Raw genomic sequence first — 25,703 nt, forward strand, 5'->3', positions numbered from 1 at the left:
TGAAACCCTGTAACGTTTTATTCTTCCGTTCCCGAATTCTTTCGTTCGCCGTCATTGTTCCGCCGGAGTTCCGCCGGACGGGGGCGCGGGCGACGGGCCGCCCGGCCCCAGGACGTCCGCCAGATCGGCGCGCCGGGCCACCCCCAGCTTGCGGTAGACGCTGGTCAGATGGAGCTCGACGGTGCGCACCGTGACGAAGAGGGACTCCGCGACCTCCCGGTTGCCCGCCCCCGACGCGACCAGCGCGGCCACGGTGCGTTCCGTGCCCGTCAGCATGTCCAGCGCGGACGAGGTGATCTCCCGCATCCGCCCGCCGGCCGCGATCAGGTTCCGCCGGGCCTCCCGGGCGAGTGCCACGCAACCGCAGCGCCTGGCGAGCCCCACCGCCTCGCGCAGGTGTTCCCGCGCCTCCTTCTCACGGCCGTCCGCCAGCAGCGCCCGCCCCAGCAGCAGCACGGCACGCGCCTCGTGGCCGCGGGCCGGTGAGGACCGCAGCAGGGCGACGGCCTCACGCAGCGGCTCCACCCCGGCCGCCCCCGGCGTGGCGGCGCCGCGGGCCAGGGCGGCGTACCCGAGGGCGCGCCGGGTCCCCCAGTGCTCGGCGCGCCGGGCGCCCCGCCCGGCGATCTCCAGCGCCTCGGCGGTACGGCCGAGGCCGCCCAGGACGCAGGCGCTCTCCAGCCACCAGGGGGCGAAGACGGGATTGGTGAGCCCGGCCGCCTCCAGCGAGTCCCCGCAGGTCCGGAATGCCTCCAGCGCCCCGTGCAGGTCGCCGCGGGCCAGCCGGACCCGGCCCTGCACCATCAGGTACCAGTGGTACTCCCAGACGAAGCGGTCCAGGTGGGGCCGCCTGATCGCGTCGAGGGCCTCCTCCGCGCGCGCCACCTCGCCGCGCTCGACCAGGGCCGCCGCGTACGCCGTGTGCGCCATGACGGGGTTCGCCCCCCAGCGCTCCTGCCCGAGGATCTCCAGTGCCGTCTGGGCGTCCGCCAGGGAGTCCGCGACCGCGCCGTTCTCCAGGCGGAACAGGGCCCGGGTGGAGAGCGCGAGGACGTACGTCCACACCGCGGCGGTGTCCCGGCTGCCGCGCAGTACCGTCTCCAGGGCCTCGTCGGCGGCCTCGTCCTCCTCGGCCAGCAGCAGGGCCAGCGAGGCGGGCAGCAGTGACCACACGCCCAGCGGGACACCGGGGGCGCGCAGCGCACGGCGGGCCTGGCGCGCGACCTCCCCGGCGGAGCCGCCGTCCGCCGCGGAGAGCACGCTCAGCATGGCGAGCTGCTGGCGCTGGGCCGGGGTGTCGCCGGGCGGCGGGGTGATCCCGGCCGTGCGGCGCAGGACCTCGGGCAGGGTGGACTTCTCGTCGGCGCCGACGATCAGCAGGGCCGACTCGGCGAGCGTGCGCAGTTCGCCGTCCGCGGGGTCGGGCTCGGGTCCCAGCTCGGCGTCGAGGGCGTCCAGGGCCTCGGTGAGGACCCGGGTGCCCTCCGGAGCCCGCTGGACGCTCAGGCAGGTCAGGGCGAACTGGACGGCGGTGGAGGCGCGGGCCCGCACGTCCCGGGTCACGTCGTGCGCCTTGCGCAGCAGTTCCGCCGAGCGCTCCGGGTCGCTCTCCGCCAGGACCCGCCCCAGCCTGGTCAGGACCTCGGGGTCGTCCGGCTCCGCCTCGCGCACCCGGTCCAGGTAGCGCGCGGCGGCCTCGGGGGCGCCCCGCTGCTCGGCCTGGGCCGCGGCGGCCCGCAGTACCGGGACGGTCCAGGCGCCGGCGGTACCGGGCACCAGCATCAGCTGTGCGGCGATCTCCTCGGGAGCGCGTCCGATGTCGCTGAGCAGCCGGGCGGCACGCAGCCGCAGGTCGGCCGTCCCCGTGGTGCCGAGGGCGCCCAGGACCGCGGCGCCCACCATGTCGTGGACGAGTTCGCGGCGGTCGGCCCGGGCCAGTCCCGCCCGGCGCAGGATCTCCACCGCCTCGTCGATGTGCACGGCGGACACCCCGGCCAGGGCCGCGAGGTACTCGACGTCCTCGTCACCGAGCACGGCCAGGGTGCAGGCCGCCTCCCGCACCCAGGCGGGCTGGTGCTCCAGCGCCCGCTGCACGGAGGCGGCGACGACCCTCCCGCCGACCTTGGCGATCTGCCGGGCCCCGGCGTCGTCGGGCCCCAGGCCGGCGGAGCGCAGGTCGCGCAGCAGCCGTACGACCTCCAGGGGGTTGCCGCCGGTGACGGACGCCAGGCGCTCGACGAACGACGGCTGCGGCGGCTGCGCGGGGAAGACCAGGCCGGCCAGCTCGGCCAGCTCCGGTGTCTTCAGCGGTCCGAGCCGCAGCGGCACCGCGAGGTGGTGGCCGACCAGGTCGGCGAGGGCGGCGGGCGCGGCGTGGCCGGCCTCGGTGCGGTGGGCGGCCACCACCAGCAGGGGCAGGCCGTCGGCCCGGCGCAGCAGGAAGTCCAGCCAGCGCAGGGAGCGCTCGTCGCACCAGTGCGCGTCGTCGAGGACGAGCACCAGGGGGCCGTCGGCCATGAGGTTGACGGCGAGCCAGTACAGGCCCTGGAGCACCGAGAAGGTGGTGCCGGGCTCGGTGTCCGGCTCGTCGGGTCCGGCGGCCAGGGCGGGCAGGGCACGCCGGGCGCCGCCCTCCAGGAGGGACGAGGAGCGCCCCTTGCGGCCGGCCGGGACGAGCCGGCCGAACAGCGCGCGCACTCCGCTGTAGCCGGTGGCCGCGTCGACGGCGCGGCAGGTGCCGTGCAGGACGGTCAGGCCCGCGAAGGGACCGCCGTCGGCGAGGGCCGCACGCAGCAGGGCGGTCTTGCCGGCCCCGGCCGGACCGTCCAGGAGCACCAGTGCGGGCCGGCCGGCCCGGGCGGCCCCGGCGTACCCGGCGAGGGCGTCGAGGTGCCGGGCCCGCCCGACCAGCGGCAGTGCGGGGGTCGCGGTGCGGGCCCGGTTGGTCACTTGCTCTCCTTCACGTCGTGCGGGGCGGACGGCGCGGCGGCTCCCGTGCCGGGCACGGGCGCGGCATCCGGAGCCGGTCACCGGCGGCGATCCGGCGCCTGCCCACCGGAAACACATTCAAGCCACATCCGGGCCGCGGAACGCCCCCGCGTCCCCTCGCGGCGGGAAATCTAAGGATTTCCCCGGTGGCGGACATGAGATCAAGTGGTGGTGCGATCGGCACCCCGCGTGTCCGGTCCGGCCGGCAGGCCGCACGGCACCGCACCGCCGCGCCCGTCCACGCTCGACCGGGCCGCGGCGATCCACGGCAGTCACTTCGTGAAAGGGCCCCCATGGACTCCGCCGCCCGGCCGATCCTCTTCGTCAGCCTGCCCGAGAGCGGGCTGCTGAACCCGCTGCTGGTGCTGGCCGGGGAGCTGGCCCGGCGCGGCGTGCCCGGCCTGTGGTTCGCCACCGACGAGCACCGGCGGCAGGACGTGGAGGCGCTCTCCGCCGCCTCCGCGGTGTCGTTCGCCTCACTGGGCGAGGTGGTCCCCGAGCTGTCCGCGGTGACCTGGGACGACGAGGTGTACCGCGAGGTCACCCAGTCCTCCCGGTTCAAGGCGCACCGCGCGGTGGTGCGGCAGTCGTACAAGCCGGCCCTCCAGGCCCGCAAGTTCCGGGCGCTGGAGCGGGTCGTCGACGAGGTCCGCCCGGCGCTCATGGTCGTGGACTGCGTGGCCGGCTTCGCGGTCGACCTGGCGCTGGCCCGCGGCATCCCGTACGTGCTGAACGTGCCGTTCGTCGCCAGCAACGTGCTGACCTCGCACAACCCCTTCGGTGCCTCGTACACGCCCAAGAACTTCCCGGTCCCCAACTCGGGACTGCCGCTGGCGATGTCAAGGCGCCAGAAGCTGGCCAACACGCTGTTCAAGTGGCGGACGCTGGGCATGTTCCTGCACCCGGCGATGGGCAGGGTGCTGCGGGAGGACGCGGCGATCCGCAAGGAGCTGGGCATCGCCCCGCCCAACGCGATGACACGGGTGGACGAGGCCGCCGCCGTGGTCTGCTCCTCCGTCGCGGAACTGGACTACCCCTTCGACGTACCGGAGAAGCTGCGCCTGGTGGGAGCCGTGCTGCCGCCGTTGCCGGAGGCGCCGCAGGACACCGGGGTGTCGGGGTGGCTCGACAAGCAGTCCTCGGTGGTCTACATGGGCTTCGGCACCATCACCCGCCTCACCCGCGAGGAGGTCGGGGCGCTGGTGGAGGTGGCCCGGCGGATGTCCGGCACGCACCAGTTCCTGTGGAAGCTGCCCGCGGAGCAGCAGCACCTGCTGCCGTCCGCCGGGACGCTGCCGGCGACCCTGCGGGTGGAGAGCTGGGTGCCCTCGCAGCTGGACGTGCTGGCCCATCCGAACGTGTCGGCGTTCTTCTCGCACGGCGGCGGCAACGCCTACCACGAGGGCGTCTACTTCGGTAAGCCGCAGGTGGTGCGGCCGCTGTGGGTGGACTGCTTCGACCAGGCGGTGCGCGGGCGCGATCTCGGCATCAGCCTGACCCTGGACCGGCCGCACACCGTCGACCCGGACGACGTGGTGGACAAGCTGACCCGGGTCACCTCCGACCCGTCCTTCCGCGAGCGGGCCGAGCGGCTGGGCGCCCTGCAGAAGGCGGCCGGCGGCCGGGAGGCCGCCGCCGACGTCGTGCTCGGCCTGCTCCCCGCGGCATGACCCACCCGGCACCCCGGCCGGACCCCACCGAGCCACAGCCCAGCGACAGCGACAGCCACAGCCACAGCCACAGCAGCGAGGACCCCATGGCCTTCACCCACCCCGTCTCCCGGCCCTTCCTGGACGGCCGGGAGCTGGAGTACGTCACCGACGCCGTGTCCGGCGGCTGGATCTCCTCCCAGGGACCGTACGTACGGCGTTTCGAGGAGGCCTTCGCCGCGTGGAACGGCGTGGCGCACGGCGTCGCCTGCTCCTCCGGCACGGCCGCCCTCACCCTCGCGCTGCGCGCCCTGGGCATCGGGCCGGGCGACGAGGTGATCGTGCCGGAGTTCACCATGATCGCCTCCGCGTGGGCCGTCACCTACACCGGCGCGACCCCCGTCTTCGTCGACTGCGCGGACGACCTGAACATCGACGTCACCCGTGTCGAGGAGAAGATCACCCCACGCACGAAGGCGATCATGCCGGTGCACGTCTACGGGCGGCGCTGCGACATGGACGCGGTCATGGACATCGCCCACCAGTACAACCTGCGGGTGGTGGAGGACTCCGCGGAGGCGCACGGCGTGCGTCCGGTCGGGGACATCGCCTGTTTCTCGCTCTTCGCCAACAAGATCATCACGGCCGGCGAGGGCGGTGTCTGCCTCACCGACGACCCCCGGCTCGCCGAGCAGATGGCGCACCTGCGGGCGATGGCCTTCACCCGCGACCACAGCTTCCTGCACAAGAAGCTGGCCTACAACCACCGCATGACCGCCATGCAGGGCGCCGTGGCACTGGCCCAGGTGGAGCGCCTCGACGACATCCTCGCCGCGCGTCGGGAGATCGAGGCCCGCTACGACGCCGCCCTCAAGGACGTCCCCGGCATCACGCTGATGCCGGCCCGCGACGTGCTGTGGATGTACGACCTGCGCGCCGAGCGCCGGGAGGAACTGCGCGCCCACCTCGACGCGCGCGGCGTGGAGACCCGCCTGTTCTTCAAGCCGATGAGCCGCCAGCCCGGCTACCTCGACCCGGTGTGGCCGACGCTCAACGCCCACCGGTTCAGCGAGGACGGGCTGTACCTGCCCACCCACACCGGGCTGACCGCCGCCGACCAGGAGTACATCACCGGCGCCGTCCGGGAGTTCTACACCGCGGGCTGACCGGCCGGCCCGCGCCGCGGGCCGCCGCGCCCGCGCGCCGCCGGCCCGACCGGGTACGGCACCGCGACCGCAGGAAGAGAAACGAGGAGCGGACATGACGACCAGCACCGGCCCCACGGTGGTCGACTTCCCCTTTCGCACGCCGGAGGAACCGCTGCCGCTGTCCCAGTACGCGAGCCACCGGCAGCAGCCCGGCCTGGTGCAGACCCATCTGCCGAACGGCGTGCCGGTCTGGCTGGTGACCCGGCACGAGGACGTGCGCGCGGTGCTCACCCATCCGAAGATCAGCGCCAACCCCGACAACGAGGGCTTCCCCAACGTCGGCGAGACGATGGGCGTGCCCAAGCAGGACCAGATCCCCGGCTGGTTCGTGGGTCTCGACTCCCCCGAGCACGACCGGTTCCGCAAGGTCCTGATCCCCGAGTTCACGGTGCGCCGCGTACGCGAGCTGCGCCCCGCCGTCGAGCGGACCGTGGACGAGCGGATCGACGCGATGCTGGCCGGCGGCAACACCGCGGACCTGGTGAACGACTTCGCGCTGCCGGTGCCGTCCCTGGTGATCTCCTCGCTGCTGGGCGTGCCGGCGGCCGACCGGGACTTCTTCGAGTCCCGCACCCGGACCCTGGTCGCCATCCGCACCTCCACCGACGAGCAGCGCGCCACCGCCACCCGGCAGCTCCTGCGCTACATCAACCGGCTCATCGTCATCAAGGACAAGTGGCGCGGGGACGACCTGATCAGCCGCCTGCTCTCGACGGGCCAGCTGAGCCACGAGGAGCTCTCGGGCGTCCTGCTGCTCCTGCTGATCGCGGGGCACGAGACCACCGCCAACAACATCGGGCTCGGCGTGGTCACCCTGCTCTCCAACCCGCAGTGGATCGGCAGCGACCGGGTCGTGGAGGAGCTGCTGCGCCTGCACTCGGTGGCCGACATGGTGGCGCTGCGGGTCGCCGTGGACGACGTGGAGATCGCGGGCCAGCCGATCCGCAAGGGTGAGGGCATCGTCCCGCTGATCGCCGCCGCCAACCACGACACCGAGGTCTTCGGCTGCCCGCACGCCTTCGACCCGGAGCGCTCCGAGCGACGGCACGTCGCCTTCGGTTACGGCGTCCACCAGTGCCTGGGCCAGAACCTGGTGCGGGTCGAGATGGAGATCGCCTACCGCAGACTGTTCGAGCGCATCCCCACCCTGGAGCTGGCCGTCCCGATGGAGGAGCTGGCCTTCAAGTACGACGGGATCCTGTTCGGACTGCACGAACTGCCGGTGCGCTGGTAGCCGCCGGTGCCGGGTGCCGCCGGACGGTCCCGGCGGCACCCGGAGCCCCGCCCCGCCCGGCCGTGGCGCGGCCGGGCGGACCGCGCCTCTTCGCCGATCCCCCTTCACCCCACCGAGGAGCCAACGATCATGCGTGTCACCGTCGACAGCGAGCGGTGCGTCGGAGCCGGGCAGTGCGTGCTGAACGCGCCCGACGTCTTCGACCAGGACGACGACGGGGTCGTCCTCCTGCTGCGGAAGGAACCCGACGAGCAGGACGCGGACGCGGTCCGCGCCGCGGGCGACCTGTGCCCGTCGGGTTCGGTCGCCGTCCACGAGGACTGAGACGCGACGCGTGTCGACGGGGCGGGCCGCGGGGTCCCTCCCCGGCCTGCCGGGCCCCCGGGCGCACCCCTGGCGGGCGGGGCGCGGGGACCCGTCCGTCACCATGGACCGCCCCGGGTGCGGCGGGCGGGGACGGAGGGGCCGCCCGCCGCACCCGGGGCCCCCGACGGGGGAACACCGCCCACTGCACGACCACCGGGCCGGTCCGCCGGGTCCGCACCACCGGACAAGCCCGCCGCGCAAGCACCATCGAGCAAGCACCACTGAGCAAGCACCACCGAAGGGACACACCGTGACCACCGCTGACGACACCGGGGCCCTCTGGCTGCGGCGCTACCACCCGGCCGGCGCCGACGCGGTCCGGCTGGTCTGCTTCCCGCACGCCGGCGGCTCCGCCAGCTTCTACCACCCGGTCTCGGCGCGTTTCGCGCCGTCCGCCGAGGTCATCTCGCTGCAGTACCCCGGCCGCCAGGACCGCCGCAAGGAACCCTGTGTGACCGATCTCGGCACCCTGGCCGACCTGATCACCGAGCAGCTGCTCGCCCTGGACGAGCGGCCGACGGTGTTCTTCGGGCACAGCATGGGCGCCGCCCTGGCCTTCGAGACGGCGTGGCGCCTGGAGCGGAAGGACGCCGGACCGCACACCGTCCTCGCCTCCGGCCGCCGGGCACCCTCGACCACCCGCGCCGAGGAGGTCCACCTGCGGGACGACGACGGGATCGTCGCCGAGATGAAGCGGCTGAACGGCACCGCGGCGGGCGTCCTCGGCGACGAGGAGATCCTGCGCATGGCGCTGCCGGCGCTGCGCGGCGACTACCGTGCCATCGAGACGTACTCCTGCCCCGCCGACCGGCGGCTGGGCTGCGCTCTCACCGTCCTCACCGGCGAGGACGACCCGCTGACCACGGTCGAGGAGGCCGAGCGCTGGCAGGACCACACCACGGGGCCGTTCCGGCTGCGGGTGTTCGGCGGCGGCCACTTCTTCCTCACCCAGCACCTCTCGGAGGTCCAGGCCGAGATCGGACGCGCCCTCGACCCGGCCCGGCACACCACGGCCTCCTGAGCGTCCGGCCCGGGCGGTGGCGGGACCGCCCGGGCAGGCGCTGGAGCCGTGACCGGCGCACACCCGTCGGCGCCGTGCCCGGGCACGGCCGCCGCGGCCGTGGCCGACGCATCACCGGAGAGCCCGCACCCGGCCGGACGGCGACCCCGTCCGCCGTCCCTCACGCCACTTTCCGCTCACGCGCCTCCTGGACAAGGACACCATGCGCACACTTCTCGTCGACAACTACGACTCCTTCACCTACAACCTCTTCCACTACCTGTCCCGGGTCAACGGGCGGGAGCCGGAGGTCATCCGCAACGACGACCCGGCCTGGCGGCCCGGGCTGCTCGACGCGTTCGACAACGTGGTGCTCTCCCCCGGCCCGGGCACCCCGCACCGTCCCGCCGACTTCGGCCTGTGCGCCGGTATCGCCGAGGAGGGCCGGCTGCCGGTGCTCGGTGTCTGCCTCGGCCACCAGGGCATGGCACTCGCCCACGGCGCGCGGGTGGGCCGCGCGCCCGAACCGCGGCACGGCAGGACCTCCGCCGTGCGGCACGACGGCACGGGGCTCTTCGAAGGGCTGCCGGACCCGCTGGAGGTCGTCCGCTACCACTCCCTGGCGGTGACCGACCTGCCGCCGGAGCTGGAGGCCACCGCCTGGTCGGCGGACGGTGTGCTGATGGCGCTGCGCCACCGCACGCTGCCGCTGTGGGGCGTGCAGTTCCACCCCGAGTCGATCGGCACCCAGGAGGGCCACCGGCTGCTGGCGAACTTCCGCCGGCTCACGGAGCGGTACGGCCGTCCCGCGCGCGACCGCGCGGGCGCGCCGGCCGCGACCGCCGCCTCCGCCGGGCCGGGCGCCCTCGCCGCTTCCGCCGCTCCCGCTGCTTCGGACGGTTCCGTTCCGTCCGACACGGGCGAACCGGGTCCGGTCGTCCCCGCGCAGCGCACCGCCGCCGCGAACGCGCCGGTCACCGCGGACGCGCCTGCGGCCACCGAGATCCTGATACCGCGCGGCACCTCCGCGGACGCGTCCGGCGGTGTCCGGCGGCTGCGGGTGCTCGCGGAGGCGCTGCCCGCGCGCTGGGACGCGGAGGTCGCCTTCGACACCCTCTTCCGTACCGGCGACCACCCCTTCTGGCTCGACAGCTCCCGCCCCGGGGGACGCCTGGGCCAGCTGTCGGTGATGGGCGACGCCTCGGGCCCGCTCGCCCGGATCGCGGAGGCCGACGTGAACGCCGGCACCGTGAAGGTCACGGCCGGCGGTGCGAGCCGTACCGTCGACAGCCCCTTCCTGGCCTGGCTGGAGAACGACCTGGCGGGGCTCCGCACCGAGGTGCCGGACCTGCCCTTCGACTTCGCCCTCGGCTGGGTCGGCTGCCTGGGCTACGAGCTCAAGGCCGAGTGCGACGGCGACGCCGCGCACCGCTCCCCCGACCCCGACGCGGTCCTCGTCTTCGCCGACCGGGCCCTGGTCCTCGACCACCGCACCGACACCGGCTATCTGCTGGCGCTGGCCGAGGACGGCGCCGAGGACGCCGCGCGCGCCTGGCTCGCGGACGCCGCCGAAGCCCTGCACGGCATCGCCGGACAGTCGCCGGAGCCGTGCGCCGAGGCACCGGAGTGCACCACGGGACCCGTGGAACTGCGGCACGACCGGGACGCCTACCTCAAGCTCATCGACGTCTGCCAGCAGGAGATCGCCGCCGGCGAGACGTACGAGGTCTGCCTGACCAACATGGCCGAGACCGACACCGACCTGGACCCCTGGCAGGCGTACCGGGCCCTGCGCCGGGTGAGCGCCGCCCCCTTCGCGGCGTTCCTGCACTTCGGGTCGATGGCGGTGCTCAGCAGCTCCCCGGAGCGGTTCCTGCGGATCGACCGGCACGGCGGCATGGAGTCCAAGCCGATCAAGGGCACCCGGCCGCGCGGTGCCACCCCCGAGGAGGACGCCCGGCTCGTCGACGACCTGGCGACCAGCGAGAAGGACCGCGCCGAGAACCTGATGATCGTCGATCTGGTCCGGCACGACCTGGGGCGGTGCGCCGCGGTCGGGTCGGTCGTCGCCGACCCGGTGTTCCAGGTGGAGAGCTACGCGACGGTGCACCAGCTGGTCAGTACCGTCCGGGCACGGCTGCGCCCGGACAGCAGCCCGGTGGCCGCGGTGCGGTCCGCCTTCCCGGGCGGGTCGATGACCGGCGCCCCGAAGATCCGCACCATGCAGATCATCGACCGCCTGGAGGGCGGGCCGCGCGGTGTGTACTCGGGCGCCATCGGCTACTTCTCGCTGACCGGCGCGGTGGACCTGTCCATCGTCATCCGCACCGTGGTCCTCAGCGGGAACCGGCTGCGCTACGGCGTCGGCGGCGCCGTCATCGCGCTGTCCGACCCGGTGGACGAGTTCGAGGAGACGGCGGTCAAGGCCACCCCGCTGCTGCGGCTGCTCGGCGCCCGGTTCCCGGGCCGTGAGGCACCCGGCGAGGACCTCGCCCGGCTCGGCGGCGGGGCCGCCGGGGGCCCGGACGTCCCGGGGTCCCCGGAGGCTCCCGGGACTGCTGCCGGGGCTGCTCCCGGGACTGCTGCCGAGGCTGGGGGAGCGCGGCGGGAGGAGCTCACCCTCCCCGGCTGACCGCGCCGGGGCCGCCGACCGCGGTTCGCGGTCGGCGGCCCTTCTTTTCCCGTCATTTCCCGGTTCTCTTCCGGCTCCCGGAGGCATGCCGGACCGCCGTGCCGCGATCTCTAGGGAAAACCCGGACCGCGCGGCAAGAGCCTGGGACGGACCCCCGTACGACGGCGACGCTCGACATCCCGGGAGTGATGGTGCCCGTCCACCCGAACGACTACGTGACCGATCCGCCCGGTGCCACCGGCCGGGCCCTGGACGGGCTGACCCTGCCGGAGGTGTTCGCCGCGGCCGTGCGCCGCGGTGGCGACGCGACCGCCCTGCTCGACGGGGATCGCGCCCGGACCTGGGACGCCTGGCGGGCCGAGGTGGACGCGCTGGCGCACGGCCTCCAGGAGGCCGGGGTCGGCCCCGGCGACGTGGTGGCGCTGCACCTGCCGAACAGCTGGGAGTTCCTGACGCTGCACCTGGCGGCCGCCTCGGTCGGGGCGGTCACGATGCCCGTGCACCGGGGCAACGCAGCCTCGGACGTACGGGTCCTGCTGGAGCGGGTCGGCCCGGCCGCCGTCGCCCTGCCGCCCCGCACCCAGGACGGCGACGGCCCGCTGGCCGCGACGGCCCTGCGGGAGGCACTGCCCACGCTGCGCGCGGTCCTGGTCACCGGTGACACCGCCGCCCCCGGCACCCGGACCGTCACCGAGCTGATCGAGCAGTCGTCCGGGCGGCGGCCCCGTGCCGTGGAGGTGCGCCCCGAGTCGCCGTTCCTGCTGCTGCCGTCCTCCGGCACCACCTCCGCACGGCCGAAGATCTGCCTGCACTCCCACGAGGGGCTGCTCACCAATTCCCGCGCGGCGACCGAGGACTCGGCGGACGCGTTCGCCGGTACGGTGCTGACCGCGTGCCCGCTGACCCACTGCTTCGGCCTCCAGTCGGCGTACTCGGCGCTGTTCCGCTCCGGTCGCCAGGTACTGCTGGACTCCTGGGACGTCGACCGGTTCCTGGAGCTGTCCCGGCGGGAGCGCCCGACCGTGGTGATCGCGGTCCCCGCGCAGCTGCACGACATGGTCTCCCGCGTGCGGGACCGCGCCGACGGCGCGGGTTTCCGCCCCGAGCGGATCCTCACCGCGGGGGCCGCCCTGCCCCCGGCGCTGGTGCGCGACGTACGGGAGGCCCTGGACACCACGCTGGTGGTGGTGTGGGGCATGTCGGAGATCGGCAACGGCACCAGCAGCCTGGCCGGGGACCCGCCCGAGGTGGCCTCCCGCAGTGTCGGCCGGCCCACCCGGGACGCCGGGATGCGCGTCCTGGACGAGGACGGCCGCCCGTGCCCGCCCGGTGTGCCGGGTGAGCTGCACTACCGCAGTCCCAGCATGTTCCGCGGCTACTTCGGGGAGCCGGAGCTGACCCGGCGCGCGGTGTCGGAGGACGGCTGGCTGCGCACCGGCGACCTCGCCGCGATCGACGGGGACGGGCTCGTCGTCTTCCACGGCCGCTCCGCCGAACTGATCAACGTGGGCGGCCGCAAGTTCAACGCCGTGGAGGTCCAGGCACTGCTGGCGGACCTGCCCGGCATCGGCCCGCTCGCCGTCGTCGCCAAGCCGGACCCGCGGCTGGGCGAGTACCCGGTGCTGGTGGTCACCGAGCGCCCCGCGGACGGGGACGCCCCGGGCGCCGGCACGGTCGGCCTCGACGGGGCCACGGCGTTCCTGCGGGACCTGGGCACCGCGGAGTACAAGATCCCGCTGGAGCTGGTGGTGCTGCCCGAGCTGCCCCGCACCCCGGCCGGGAAGATCAACCGGCTGGCGCTGGAACGGCTCCTGGCCGAGGACGCCGCGAGTCCCGTGGCCGTACCGGCCGACGCGGTGCGCCCCACCCTGCGGGCCGCGCTCGACCTGGTGACCGCCACGGTCGCCGAGGTACTGGCCGCCGCCCCCCGCAAGGACGGCGGTGCGGACCTGGACAACGGCGCCGGTGCGGACCGCGACGGCGACGGCGACGGCGACGATGGTGCGGTGCCGGCGCCGATCGGCCCGGACACCACCTTCCGCGCCCACGGTCTGGACTCGGTCGCCTCGGTGCGGCTGCGCAACGCGCTTGCCGAGGCCACCGGCCTGCCGCTGCCCGCGGGCCTCGCCTTCGACTTCCCCACGCCCGCCGCCCTGGCCCGGGAACTGGCCGGACTGAACCAGCCGTACGACGAGTCCTCGGAGGAGACCCCGGGGACGGGGCCGTCCGGTACGGCGGCCGGTGACGGCGAGCCGGTCGCCGTCGTCTCCATGGCCTGCCGCCTGCCCGGCGGCGCCACCTCCCCCGAAGCCCTGTGGGAACTGCTGCGCGAGGGCGCCGACGCCGTGTCCGCCTTCCCCGAGGACCGGGGCTGGGACCTGGACACCCTCTTCGGCGACGACCCCGACGCCCCCGGCACCTCCGTGGCCCGCGAGGGCGGTTTCCTGCGCGACGCGGCCCACTTCGACGCCGGGTTCTTCGGGATGTCGGCCCGGGAGGCCCTCGCCACCGACCCGCAGCAGCGACTGCTCCTGGAGACCGCCTGGGAGGCCGTGGAGCGCGCCCGGATCGACGCCGCGACGCTGCGCGGCAGCCGCACCGGGGTGTTCACCGGCGCGATGTACCACGACTACGCGGCCGGTGCGGCCGACCCGGCCGGTGAGCTGGAGAGCCTGCTGCCGGTGGGCACCGCGGGCGGCGCGCTCTCCGGCCGCATCTCCTACACGCTCGGCCTGAACGGCCCGGCGCTCTCCGTGGACACGGCCTGCTCCTCCTCCCTGGTCGCCCTGCACCTGGCGTGCCGGTCACTGCGTTCCGGGGAGTCGGACCTGGCGCTGGCCGGCGGGGTCGCCGTGATGGCCACACCGGCCGCCTTCACGGGCTTCTCCCGGCTGCGGGGCCTGTCGCCCGACGGCCGCTGCAAGTCCTTCGGCGAGGGTGCCGACGGCGCCGCGTGGTCCGAGGGCGCGGGACTGCTGCTCCTTGAGCGGCTGTCCGACGCCCGCCGCAACGGCCACCCCGTCCTCGCCGTGATCCGCGGCTCCGCCGTCAACCAGGACGGCGCGAGCAACGGTCTCACCGCCCCCAACGGGCCCGCCCAGCGGCGCGTCGTCCGACAGGCGCTGGCCGACGCCGGGGTGCGGGCCGACGAGGTGGACNTCTCACCGCCCCCAACGGGCCCGCCCAGCGGCGCGTCGTCCGACAGGCGCTGGCCGACGCCGGGGTGCGGGCCGACGAGGTGGACGTGGTCGAGGGCCACGGCACCGGCACCGCCCTCGGCGACCCCATCGAGGCCGAGGCCCTGCTGGACACCTACGGGCGCAACCGGCCGGAGGGGCGGCCGCTGTGGCTGGGCTCCGTCAAGTCGAACCTGGGGCACACCCAGGCCGCCGCGGGCGCCGCCGCGGTGATCAAGATGGTGCTGGCCCTGGAGCACGAGCTGCTCCCGCGCACACTGCACGCGGACACCCCGACCTCGCGGGTCGACTGGTCCGCGGACACCGTGCGCCTGCTGTCCGAGGCCCGTGCCTGGCCCCGCGAGGAGGGCCGGCCGCGCCGCGCCGGGATCTCCTCCTTCGGCATCAGCGGCACCAACGCCCACCTGGTGCTGGAAGAGGCCCCGCAGCCGGACCCCGGTCCGGACCCGGACCCGGACCCGGTCTCCGGCCAGGCGCCGGAGACCGGCGCCCTCACCGCTGGGTCCGCCGTGTCCTGGCTGGTGTCGGCGAAGGACGGGCACGCGTTGCGCGGGCAGGCCCGGCGACTGGCCGCGTACGCCGCCGCGCACCCGGAGGTGTCCGCCCGGGACATCGCGTACTCCCTGCTCACCACTCGCACGCTGCACCCGCGCACGGCCGTGCTGACCGGCGGGGACCGGGACGCGCTGTGCGGGGCCGCCGAGGCGTTCGCCCGCGGGGAAGCTCCGGGGAGCGCCTGCCGCGGCCCCCTCGGCGGCGCACCGGAACCGGCGTTCGTCCTCACCGGGCAGGGCAGCCAGCGCCTCGGCATGGGCCGGGGGCTCGCCGCGGACTTCCCCGTGTTCGACACCGCCCTGCGCGAGGTGTGCACGGTTCTCGACCCGATGCTCGAACGGGCGCTGACCGAGGTCATGTGGGCCGCCCCGGACAGCGCGGAGGCGGAGCTGCTCGACCGCACCGGATACGCCCAGCCCGCGCTGTTCGCGTTCGAGGTGGCCCTGTACCGGCTGCTGGAGTCCTGGGGCATCGTCCCCGCACGGCTGGTGGGCCACTCGGTGGGCGAGATCGCCGCCGCCCATGTGGCGGGCGTGCTGTCGCTGCCCGACGCCTGCGCCCTGGTCGCGGCGCGCGGCCGGCTGATGCAGGCGCTGCCGCCGGGCGGCGCCATGGTCGCGGTGCGCTGCTCCGAGGCGGAGGTCCTGCCCCGCCTCGTCGACGGGGTGTCCGTCGCCGCCGTCAACGGACCGCGTTCGGTGGTGCTGTCGGGCGCCGAGGAGCCGCTGTCGGAACTGACCGCCGAACTGTCCGCCGCCGGGCACAGGACCAGGCGCCTGGTGGTGAGCCACGCCTTCCACTCACCGCTCATGGAGCCGATGCTCGCCGAGTTCCGCGAGACGGTCGCCCGGCTGTCCTTCCACGCGCCGGAGCTGCCGCTGGTCTCCGGTGTCACCGGACGGCCGCTCACCGCGGAGGAGGCCCGCGACCCGGAGCACTGGGTGCGCCACGTCCGCGACACGGTGCGGTTCGCCGACGCGGTCGGCCGGCTGGCCGACGAGCGGACCGCCGTCTACGTCGAGCTGGGCCCGGAGGCGGCGCTCACACCGATGGTCGAGGAGTGCCTGGGCGAGCGGGAGCCGGGCACCGGGCCCGCCGTGGAGCCGCTGCTGCGTGGCGGCGGGGACGGCGGGACCGGCGGGGACGGCGGGACCGGCGGGGACGGCGGGGAGGAATCGCGGGCGGTGCTCGGCGCGGCGGTGCGTCTGCACGCGCTCGGCCTGCCGGTGGACTGGCGGGCGGTCCTGCCGGGCGCGCGCACGGTGGCCCTGCCCACGTACGCGTTCCAGCACGAGGCGTACTGGCTGGCCTCGGTGCCGTCCACGGCGGTGGCCGTGGGACTGCCGTCGGCGGATCCGATCGGCGCCCCGGCCGGTGCCTCCGCCGGGCAGGAGCTGGCCGAACGGCTGGCCGGCCTGTCCGAGGAGGAGGCCGGGGCACTGGTCACGGAACTGGTGCGGGCCGAACTGACGGCCGTGGTGGGCGGGGAGCTCCCTCCGGACGCGGGCGCCGACCTGGCCTTCACCGAACTCGGTGTCACCTCCGTGACCGCCGTGGAACTGCGCAACCGGCTGACCGCCGCCACCGGGGTACGGCTGCCTCCGACCCTGGTCTTCGACCACCCCTCCCCCGCGGCGGTGGCCCGCCTGGTGTGCGACGTGCTCCGGCGCTCCGGACCGCCGCGCCGGCGGGACACCGCGTCCCTGGTGGACGAGCTGGAGGCGCTGCTCGTCTCGGGCGCCCCGCTCGACTCGGACACGGAGGCCCGGCTCCGGGCGCTGTCCGGGCGCTGGTCCCGGTCCCGGAACGGCGCGGCGCACCACGGCAGCGGTACCGGCGCCGACCCCGGCGTCGGCACCGGTCCGCTGGACCTGGAGTCCGCGTCCGACGAGGAGCTGTTCCGCCTCATGGACGGCGCCGTGAGCGGCGCCGGTGGCGCGGACAGCGGTGACGCCGCCGGTGGTGTCCGGTGACCGCTTCCGCCGGACTCCGTGCCCGATCCGGCGGCACACGTGCCCGCTCCGGTCCGGCGCCCGGGCCGGCGTCCGCGCCGTCGGGCACCGGTGACGTACGAACCGGTGCCGGGCCGGGCCCGTTGTCCGGTCCGCACCGCCCGCCGCCGTCCGTCACCCGGGCGCCGGGCGCCCACCCGGCCGGCCGTCGGCCGGCCGTCCACCCTCCGCAGACTCACGAGCGGGAGCACACCTCATGAGCGGGCTCGTCACGCCCCCCGTCGCCCAGCCGGGCCCGGTCGCCCCTTCCGGTGACCGTGACCTGATGATCGAGGCCGACGACGTCACCAAGTCGTTCGGTGCCGTGCACGCCCTGGACTCGGTGAGCGTCGGGGTGCCCCGGGGCACGGTCCTGGGGCTCCTCGGCCACAACGGGGCCGGGAAGACCACCCTGGTCAACATCCTCACCACGGCGCTGCCGCTCACCTCCGGGCGGGCCAGGGTCGCCGGGTACGACGTGGCCCGCGAACCCGTCGAGATCCGCAGGCGCATCGGGCTCACCGGGCAGTTCGCCTCCGTGGACGGGCAGCTCAGCGGGCGGGACAACATCGTGCTGATCGCCCGGCTGCTGGGCGCCGGACGCCGGGCGGCCGGGGCCCGCGCCGACGAGCTGCTGGAGCTGTTCCGGCTCACCGACGTCGCCGACCGGCGGGCGAGCGGTTACTCCGGCGGTCTGCGGCGCCGCCTCGACCTCGCCGTGTCCCTGGTCGGCGCCCCCGAGGTCCTCTTCCTGGACGAGCCGACCACCGGCCTGGACCCGTCCAGCCGGCTCAACCTGTGGGAGATCGTCGAGGGTCTGGTCGAGCAGGGCACCACGGTGCTGCTGACCACGCAGTACCTGGAGGAGGCCGACCGGCTGGCGGACTCGATCGCGGTGCTGTCCGCGGGCCGGGTCGTCGCCGCCGGGACCGCCGCGGAGCTGAAGGCGACCGTCGGGCGCCGTACGGTCACCCTGACGCTGGACACCGGCGAGGACCGCGGCACGGCGGGCGCGGCCCTGCGCGGCGCGGGCTTCACGCCCGTGAACGGCGAGGAGGACCCCCGGACCGTCGTCGTCCCGATCGACGCCACCCGGGAGATCGCCGAGGTCGTCCGGACCCTGGACCAGGTGGGCGTCGAGGCCACCGAGCTGACCTTCGGCGAACCCACCCTCGACGACGTCTATCTGGCGCTCGCCGACCAGTCCGCGGCCCGCACCCCGGTGTGACAGGGGCGGGACGCCCGGCCTCCGGCAGGCCCGGCGGCCCCGGCCGGCCGGGGCGGTGCCCCGGGCCGGACCAGCAACGCGACCATCCGTCGGGCGGGACCGCCGCCCGGCGTCTTCCGTGGAGGACCTCTTGACCACTCAGCTGACCCCGGCCCCCCGGCCGGCCGCGCTCCGGGCCGCGGCCGGTGAGGCGCCCGTGTTCGGGGGGAGTTCGCTCCTCACACAGATACGGATCCTGACCGGGCGGTCGCTGCGGGCCATGGTGACCGACCCGGGCATCGTCCTCTTCGGCCTGATCCAGCCGGTGGTCATCCTGTTCGTCCTGACGCAGGTGTTCAGCAAGATGGGCATGCCGCCGCACTTCCCGGAGGGCGTCACCTATCTCGACTACGTGCTGCCGGCCATCCTGGTGGACAACGCAGCCCAGTCGGCGATGCAGTCCGGGGTGGGCCTCGTGGAGGACCAGAAGAATGGCATGGTGGCCCGGCTGCGTTCCCTCCCGGTGCACCCGGGGGCGCTGCTGGCCGCACGCAGCCTGGTCGGGCTGGTGCGCGCCACCGTGCAGGTGCTGATCATCATGGTGCTGGCGATCACCGTCCTGGGGTACTCGCCCAACGGCGGCGTGGCCGAACTGGCGCTCTCGGCCGGGCTGACGGTCTTCATCAGCTTCTCGCTGGGCTGGGCGTTCATCGCGGCCGGCGCGTGGCTGCGGCGGGCGGAACCGCTGCAGAACCTCGCCCTGATCGTGATCTTCCCGCTGATGTTCGCCTCCAGCGCGTACGTGCCCGTCGCCGACCTGCCCGGCTGGCTGGCCGCGGTCGCGAACGTCAACCCGCTGACGTACGCCATCGACGCGAGCCGGGCGCTCGCGCTGGACGTGCCCGGACTGGATCACGCGATCCCGTCCGTGGTGATCAGCGCGGTGATCGCCGTGGTCGGCATGGTCGCCGCGCTGCGCGGTTTCCGCCGGCCCCTCTGACACCCGCACGGACTCCCCCGCGTGCGGGCGGGGCAAGGCCCGTGGACGCCCACCCTTCGCGTCCGCGGGCCTTCGCCATGTGCGGCCTCCGCCGTCCCCGGGCTTCTGCCGTGTGCCGCCTCCGCCGTGTGCCGCCTCCGCCGCGTGGGCCTCCGCCCTGTGCGGCGAAGGCCCGTGCGGCCTTTCCGGGTGCGGGTGACGTGTTGCGGCTGGCCGTAGGCCGTGGTTGGGCGCGCGGTTCCCCGCGCCCCTCACGGGGCCCCGCCGGGCGCGGGCGGTGTCCCGCGCCCCTTGCGGGGCGGTGCCCGTCGCGGGCGTGGGAAGTGGGGGAACGGGCGTGGTGTGCCGGTCCTCCGGGGGTGCACCCGTCGCCCACCGGGACGTGTGGGCGTGCCCCGCCGCAGGTCCTTACCGGCGGCGGTCGCCGGGGATCCGGAAACGGGCGGACGGACGGGCGGACGGGCGGACGGGCTGCGGGCCCGGTGCCATTGGCACCGGGCCCGCAGTGGGGTCGGCCGGGTGGAGCGTCGCTCCCCCGGGGTCAGGAGAGTCCGAGCTCGTTGTCGAGCATGTCGAACATGTCCTCGTCGGAGGCGGAGTCGAAGTCGAAGGACTCCTCCTCCGCCTTCTCGGCGGCCCCGGCGCCCCCCTCGGTCCGCAGCGACTGCCACTTGCTGCGGAGCACCTCCAGGCGGCCCGCCACCTGGTCGAAGAGGGCGCCGAACTCCTCGGCACCGGTCTCGATGCCGTTCAGGCTCCGCTCCAGCTTGTCCAGTTCCGCCAGGACCGCCTCGGGTCCGTCGGCCGGGGCCGGGGCGACCTTGGCGTACAGGTGCGCGACGAGTTCGCTGGGCGTCGGGTAGTCGAACAGCAGGGTGGCCGGCAGCCGGACGCCCGTGAGGGCGCCGAGCCTGTTGCGCAGTTCCACCGACGTCAGCGAGTCGAAGCCCAGGTCCTGGAAGGCGCGGGTCGGTTCGACGTCGGCCAGGCCCGCGTGGCCCAGTACGGTCGCGATCTGACCGCGCACCAGTTCCAGGAGGATCTCCTGCCCCTCGGCGGGAGTGAGCCCGGTGAGCCGCCGGGTGAGGTCGGCCGCCGCCTCGGCACCACCGGCGGCGGCGGTGGCGGTACGGCGTGCCGGGACCCGGATCAGCGACCGGAACAGCGGCGGCACCTCGCCCAGGGAGCGCAGGGCGCCCAGGTCCAGCCGTACCGGGAGGACGGCCGGGGCGGATCCGGCCGCGCCGGAACCGGTGACCGTGTCGAACAGGGCCAGGCCCTCCTCGGGGGTCATCGGCGGCATGCCCGCACGGGTCATCCGTGCGATGTCCGCCTCGGTCAGCTCGCCGGTCATGCCGCTCCCCCGGGTCCAGGGGCCCCAGGCCATCGACACCGCGGGCAGACCGCGGTCACGGCGGTGGCGGGCCAGCGCGTCGAGGAAGGCGTTCCCCGCGGCGTAGTTGGCCTGTCCGGCGCTGCCGAGCGTGCCGGCCACCGAGGAGAACAGGACGAAGGCGTCGAGCCCGAGGTCCGCGGTCGCCTCGTGCAGGTGCCAGGCGGCGTCCGCCTTCGGCCGCAGCACCGCGGCCAGCCGCTCCGGGGTGAGGGAGTCGACGACTCCGTCGTCCAGGACGCCGGCCGCGTGGATCACGGCGCGCAGCGGACGGTCGGCGGGGACGCCCGCCAGCAGGGCGTCCACGGCCGTCCGGTCGCCGACGTCGCAGGCCGCGACGGTGACGCGGGCACCCGCCGCCTCCAGTTCGGCGGTGAGTTCCCGGGCGCCCTGAGCGGCCGGGCCGCGCCGGCTGACCAGGAGCAGGCTGCGTACGCCGTGGGTGTCGACCAGGTGGCGGGCGACGGCGGCGCCGAGGCCGCCGGTGCCGCCGGTCACCAGCACGGTGCCCTCCGGGTCCCAGCCGGCCGGTCCGTCCGCGTCCGTGGCGTCCGCGTCCGTGGCGGGCGCGGGCATCCGCACCAGCCGGGGTGCCAGCAGCCGGCCCTCGCGCAGCGCGAGTTGCGGCTCCCCGGAGGCCGCCGCGGCCCGCAGGACCGTCTGCTCGTCCGGGGTTGCGTCCGGCGGAGTCCCGTCCAGGTCGAGCAGGGCGAACCGGCCGGGGTGCTCCGCCTGGGCGGCGCGCACGAGTCCCCAGACCGCGGCCGCGGCCGGGTCGGCGCCGTCGGTCGCGCCACGGGTGACGACCAGCAGGCGGGAGGCGGCGAACCGCTCGTCCGCCAGCCACGCGCGGACCGTCTCCAGGACCCGGGCGGTCACCGTGCGGGCGGCGGTCGCCGCGTCGGCGGGCGCGCCCGGCCGGTCCTCCGTGCCCGGTTCCGCCGCCGGAGCGGTGCCGACCGGCAGCAGGACCACGGACGGCACGTCCCCACCGGCTGCGTCACCGGCCACGGCGTCGACGAGGCCGCTCAGGTCGGGCAGCACCCGCCCGGCGCCGATACCTCCGAGGAGAGCGGAGTCGGGGCCGACCACGGTCACGGGGCCGGTCGCCCCGTCGGTCCGGGCGGGATCGTCGTCCACGGGCAGCCAGTCCAGGGTGAACAGGGAGTCGCGGCCCGGGCCGCCCGCGCCGCCGAGCTGTCCGGCGGAGATCGGGCGGGTCACCAGGGAGCCGACCACGGCCACCGGGGAGCCCGCGGTGTCGGCGACGGCGATCGCGAGGGTGCCGTCGTCGGCGCGGGACAGCCGCAGCCGCACCGCGGAGGCGCCCACGGCGTGCACGGACACCCCGTTCCAGGAGAACGGGACCCCGCCGGGGCCCGCCTCCTCGCCGTCGGTCCGCTCCCCGGCGGCGCCGGCCAGCGCGGTGGCGTGCAGTCCGGCGTCGAACAGCGCCGGGTGCAGGGTGAACGCGCCGCCGTCGGTGCCCTCGGGCAGGACGGCCTCGGCGAAGACCTCGCCGTCCCTGCTCCAGGCGGCCCGCAGCCCCTGGAACACCGGTCCGTAGACGAACCCGGCGTCCTCGAAGCGTTCGTACAGCCCGTCGACGTCGAGCGGTTCGGCCTTCTCGGGCGGCCACACCGTGGCGTCGAAGTCCGTGGCGGGGTGGGCCGCCGGGCCGGACGCCAGGGTGCCGTCGGCGTGCGAGGTCCAGGGCGCGCCGGGGTCGTCGGCGGGCCGGGAGTGGATGCCGATGGTACGGCGACCCGACTCGTCCTCGGCTCCGACACCGACCTGCACCTGCACCGTGCCCCGCTCGGGCAGCACCAGCGGCGCGGCCAGCGTGAGTTCCTCCACCCGGTCGCAGCCGAGGACGGTGCCGGCGTGGACCGCGAGTTCCAGCAGGGCGGTACCGGGCACCAGGACTGCGCCCATGACCCGGTGGTCGGCGATCCAGCCGTGCGTGCCCTGGGAGAGCCGTCCGGTGAACAGGTGCCCGTCGGTGCCGGCGAGTTCCACCGCGGCACCGAGCAGCGGGTGGTCGGCGGGCGCGAGACCGGCGGCCTCCGCCCCGGCACCCATCACCGGCATCTCCGCGGGCCAGAAGCGGCGGCGCTGGAACGCGTAGGTGGGCAGGTCCACCCGCCGGGCGCCGAGACCGGCGAAGAACGCGGCCCAGTCGACCCGTACGCCGTGCCCGTGGAGCCGGGCGAGAGCGTCCACCACGGCGGACTCACCGGGTGCGGTGCGGCGCTGGGCGGCGACCGTGACGGCCTCCTCGGGGAGGGACTCACGGGCCATCGCCGAGGCGACGCCGTCCGGGCCGAGTTCCAGGAAACGGGTGACACCGGCCTCGTGCAGGGCACGGACGCCGTCGGCGAAGCGGACCGCCTCGCGGACGTGGCGCACCCAGTACTCGGCGGAGCACAGCTCCTCGGCACCGGCGACGGTCCCGGTCAGGTTGGAGATCACCGGGACGGCGGGGGCCTGCGGGGAGAGTCCCGCGACGACCGCCCGGAACGCGTCCAGCATGGGTTCCATCAACGGCGAGTGGAAGGCGTGCGACACGCGCAGCGCGGTCGTCCGCCGGCCCAGTTCGCGCAGGGCGGCGGTCACCCGCTCGACGCCCTCCGCCGTGCCGGACACCACCACGGAGGCGGGTCCGTTGACCGCGGCGACGGACACGCCGTCGGTGAGGTGCGGCAGCACCTCCTCCTCGGTGGCCTGTACGGCGGCCATGGCACCGCCCTCCGGCAGGGCCTGCATCAGCCGGCCGCGCGCGGCGACCAGGGCGCAGGCGTCCGCCAGCGAGAACACCCCGGCCACGTGCGCCGCGACGACCTCGCCGACGGAGTGGCCGGCCACGAGGTCGGGGGTGATCCCCCACGACCCGGTCAGCCGGTGGAGGGCCACTCCGAGGGCGAACAGGGCGGCCTGGGCGTACGCGGTGGCGTTGAGCGCGGCTTCGTCGTCGCCCCACATCACCTCGCGCAGCGGTCGTTCCAGGTGCTCGTCCAGTGCGGCGCAGACCGCGTCGAGCGCTTCGGCGAAGACCGGGAACCGCTCGTACAGGTCACGGCCCATGCCGAGCCGCTGGGAGCCCTGTCCCGGGAAGAGGAGGGCGAGCAGCCCCTCGCCGGACGTCGTCGCGGGCTCCTCGCCGCGGGCGACGGCACCGAGCGCGGCCAGCAGGCCGTCCCGGTCGGCGCCGGTGACGGCCACCCGGTGCTCGAAGGCGGTGCGGGCGGTCGCCAGGGAGTACGCGACGTCCAGCGGACGCGGCGCCCCGGCCGGGAGCGACGTCCCGGCCCCTGCCGGGTGTTCCGCTGTCAGGTGGTGGAGCAGCCGCTCGGCCTGGGCGCGCAGGGCATCCAGGTCACGGGCGGACAGCAGCCACGGGACGACGGGGGCGGGGGCGGAGGCGGGGGCGAGGGCGGGGGTGGTGCCGTCGTCGCCGGTGCCGGCAACGGCATCGGTGCCGGCCGGGGCTGCGGGCAGTGCGGCCGGTGCGTGGTGCAGGGCCGCGGCGGGTGCCTGCTCCACGATGACGTGCGCGTTGGTGCCGCTGATCCCGAAGGAGGAGATGCCCGCGCGCCGGGGCCGGCCGGTGTCGGTCCACTCCCGCGCCTCGGTGAGCAGCTCCACCGACCCGGTGGTCCAGTCGACCTGGTCGCTGGGCGCGTCGACGTTGAGCGTGGCGGGCAGCAGCCCGTTGCGCAGGGCCATCACCATCTTGATGACACCGGCGACACCGGCCGCGGCCTGGGTGTGACCGATGTTCGACTTGACCGAGCCGAGCAGCAGCGGCCGGTCGGGCCCACGGTCCTGGCCGTACGTGGCGAGGAGTGCCTGCGCCTCGATCGGGTCGCCGAGCGTGGTACCGGTGCCGTGCGCCTCGACCGCGTCGACCTGGTCGGCGGCGAGCCGGGCGTTGGCGAGGGCCTGGCGGATGACCCTGCGCTGGGAGGGGCCGTTGGGCGCGGTGAGGCCGTTGCTCGCGCCGTCCTGGTTGACGGCGGAGCCACGGACCACGGCCAGCACCTCGTGACCGTTGCGCAGGGCGTCGGACAGCCGCTCGACCACGAGGAAGCCCGCTCCCTCGGAGAAGCCGGTGCCGTCGGCCGCGGAGGCGAACGACTTGCAGCGGCCGTCGGGAGCCAGCCCGCCCTGACGGCCGAACTCGGCGAACACGGCGGGCGTGGACAGCACGGTGACACCGCCGGTGACGGCGAGGGAGCACTCGCCCTGCCGCAGTGCCTGCACCGCGAGGTGCAGCGCGACGAGGGAGGAGGAGCAGGCCGTGTCGACGGAGACCGCCGGGCCCTCCAGACCGAGCTTGTAGGCGACCCGCCCGGTGACGACGCTGCCGTTGCCGTCGCTGCCCGGGTAGTCGTGGTACATCACACCGGCGAAGACGCCGGTCCTGCTGCCCTTGAGCGAGGTCGGGTCGATCCCGGCCCGCTCCAGCGCCTCCCAGGACATTTCCAGCGCCAGGCGCTGCTGCGGGTCCATGCCGAGGGCCTCGCGGGGCGAGATGCCGAAGAAGCCGGGGTCGAAGTCGGCCGCTCCTTCGAGGAAGCCGCCCTCCCTGGCGTACAGGCCGTCGGGGTGCTTGCCCTCGGGGTCGCGGAGGATCGACAGGTCCCACCCGCGGTCCTGGGGGAAGGGGACGATCGCGTCCTCGCCGGTGGTGACCAGCCGCCACAGGTCCTCGGGCGAGGCGACCCCGCCCGGGTAGCGGCAGGCCATGCCGACGATGGCGATCGGCTCGTGCCGGGCCGCGGTGAGCCTGCGGTTGTCGCGGCGCAGGCGGGCGGTCTCGGCCTGTGCGTCGCGCAGGGCGTCGGCACCGGTAGCGGCCTCCACGTCGGCACCGGGGGCGTGCTCCCCGGTGTGCGCGGTTGCGGCGTCGTGCGCGTTGTCGTGCGCGGCGTCGTCGTGACCGTCCTCGCCGTGGCGGTCGCCGTCGTCGCCGCCGCCGTCGCCGTCGCCGTCGCCGTCGCCGTCGCCGTCGCCGTCCAGCATCGCCAGGAGGGCGTCCTGGTCGGTGTCCGTCAGGCCACCGGTTTCACCGGCGAGTTCCAGCAGGGTCTCCACCAGGCCGGCGTCCCGCAGGCGCCGGGTCGGGATCGTCGACAGGGCACGGCGGATACCGTCCTCGCCGTCGGCTCCGGCGCCGTCCGTCCCGGTCGCCGGGTAGGCGGCGGCCAGTTCCTCCTCGATGACCTCGGTGACGGCGAGGGCGTTGGGGTGGTCGAAGACCAGGGTGGCCGGCAGGCGCAG

General features: G+C 75.4%; 11 protein-coding genes and 2 pseudogenes. 11 read left to right on the top strand and 2 right to left on the bottom strand.

Annotation, left to right across the window (positions count from 1 at the left end):
* Positions 1-51 precede the first annotated feature (51 nt).
* Positions 52-2,949, bottom strand: coding sequence for a helix-turn-helix transcriptional regulator (locus tag KM933_RS08025; RefSeq protein ID WP_221349639.1), 2,898 nt, complete (start codon positions 2,947-2,949; stop codon positions 52-54).
* Between the two features lie 332 nt (positions 2,950-3,281).
* Here KM933_RS08025 and KM933_RS08030 point away from each other — a divergent pair, with 332 nt between their 5' ends.
* From KM933_RS08030 to KM933_RS08075, 11 genes and pseudogenes are all read left to right on the top strand, one after another.
* Complete coding sequence (locus KM933_RS08030) at positions 3,282-4,658, top strand: glycosyltransferase (protein WP_221349641.1); 1,377 nt, start codon at positions 3,282-3,284, stop codon at positions 4,656-4,658.
* Between the two features lie 86 nt (positions 4,659-4,744).
* Positions 4,745-5,803 carry a DegT/DnrJ/EryC1/StrS family aminotransferase gene (locus tag KM933_RS08035; RefSeq protein WP_221349675.1) on the top strand — a complete coding sequence of 353 codons (1,059 nt, stop codon included), beginning with the start codon at positions 4,745-4,747 and terminating at the stop codon, positions 5,801-5,803.
* A gap of 94 nt (positions 5,804-5,897) precedes the next feature.
* A complete protein-coding gene (locus KM933_RS08040; protein ID WP_221349644.1) occupies positions 5,898-7,079 on the top strand; it encodes a cytochrome P450 in 1,182 nt (393 codons plus the stop codon).
* Positions 7,080-7,208: 129 nt separating this feature from the next.
* Positions 7,209-7,403 (top strand): ferredoxin, encoded by a 195-nt coding sequence (locus KM933_RS08045; RefSeq protein WP_221349646.1) that lies wholly within the window; start codon positions 7,209-7,211, stop codon positions 7,401-7,403.
* Positions 7,404-7,695: 292 nt separating this feature from the next.
* Positions 7,696-8,466, top strand: coding sequence for a thioesterase II family protein (locus KM933_RS08050; RefSeq protein ID WP_221349649.1), 771 nt, complete (start codon positions 7,696-7,698; stop codon positions 8,464-8,466).
* Positions 8,467-8,668: 202 nt separating this feature from the next.
* Entirely contained in the window at positions 8,669-11,077 is a 2,409-nt protein-coding gene (gene pabB, locus KM933_RS08060; RefSeq protein ID WP_260333213.1) for an aminodeoxychorismate synthase component I, read from the top strand.
* Between the two features lie 188 nt (positions 11,078-11,265).
* Positions 11,266-14,175 (top strand): annotated as a pseudogene (locus KM933_RS39080) (beta-ketoacyl synthase N-terminal-like domain-containing protein); the annotation flags it as partial.
* Between the two features lie 104 nt (positions 14,176-14,279).
* A pseudogene (locus tag KM933_RS40540) lies at positions 14,280-14,480 on the top strand (hypothetical protein); the annotation flags it as partial.
* Positions 14,481-14,492: 12 nt separating this feature from the next.
* Positions 14,493-16,802, top strand: a complete 2,310-nt coding sequence (locus tag KM933_RS40545; RefSeq protein WP_430727291.1) for an acyltransferase domain-containing protein — start codon at positions 14,493-14,495, stop codon at positions 16,800-16,802.
* A 235-nt stretch (positions 16,803-17,037) separates the two neighbouring features.
* Positions 17,038-18,048 (top strand): ATP-binding cassette domain-containing protein, encoded by a 1,011-nt coding sequence (locus KM933_RS08070; protein ID WP_221349651.1) that lies wholly within the window; start codon positions 17,038-17,040, stop codon positions 18,046-18,048.
* A 130-nt stretch (positions 18,049-18,178) separates the two neighbouring features.
* Positions 18,179-19,027: an ABC transporter permease gene (locus KM933_RS08075; RefSeq protein WP_173894508.1), complete on the top strand. Its 849-nt coding sequence runs from the start codon at positions 18,179-18,181 to the stop codon at positions 19,025-19,027.
* 541 nt (positions 19,028-19,568) lie between these two features.
* Here the strand turns inward: KM933_RS08075 and KM933_RS08080 are convergent.
* Positions 19,569-25,703 (bottom strand): type I polyketide synthase (locus tag KM933_RS08080; RefSeq protein ID WP_221349653.1); only part of this gene is annotated, 6,135 nt, incomplete at its 5' end.

This window comes from Streptomyces beigongshangae (genome assembly GCF_019710745.1).
In the GTDB taxonomy this organism is placed as follows: domain Bacteria; phylum Actinomycetota; class Actinomycetes; order Streptomycetales; family Streptomycetaceae; genus Streptomyces; species Streptomyces beigongshangae.

What these genes read in the sequence shown, in the direction of transcription:
- KM933_RS08070 (WP_221349651.1), top strand. Translation starts at nt 17,038, where the DNA reads ATGAGCGGGCTCGTCACGCCCCCCGTCGCCCAGCCGGGCCCGGTCGCC.
- pabB (WP_260333213.1), top strand. Translation starts at nt 8,669, where the DNA reads ATGCGCACACTTCTCGTCGACAACTACGACTCCTTCACCTACAACCTC.
- KM933_RS08040 (WP_221349644.1), top strand. Translation starts at nt 5,898, where the DNA reads ATGACGACCAGCACCGGCCCCACGGTGGTCGACTTCCCCTTTCGCACG.
- KM933_RS40545 (WP_430727291.1), top strand. Translation starts at nt 14,493, where the DNA reads ATGGTGCTGGCCCTGGAGCACGAGCTGCTCCCGCGCACACTGCACGCG.
- KM933_RS08045 (WP_221349646.1), top strand. Translation starts at nt 7,209, where the DNA reads ATGCGTGTCACCGTCGACAGCGAGCGGTGCGTCGGAGCCGGGCAGTGC.
- KM933_RS08030 (WP_221349641.1), top strand. Translation starts at nt 3,282, where the DNA reads ATGGACTCCGCCGCCCGGCCGATCCTCTTCGTCAGCCTGCCCGAGAGC.
- KM933_RS08035 (WP_221349675.1), top strand. Translation starts at nt 4,745, where the DNA reads ATGGCCTTCACCCACCCCGTCTCCCGGCCCTTCCTGGACGGCCGGGAG.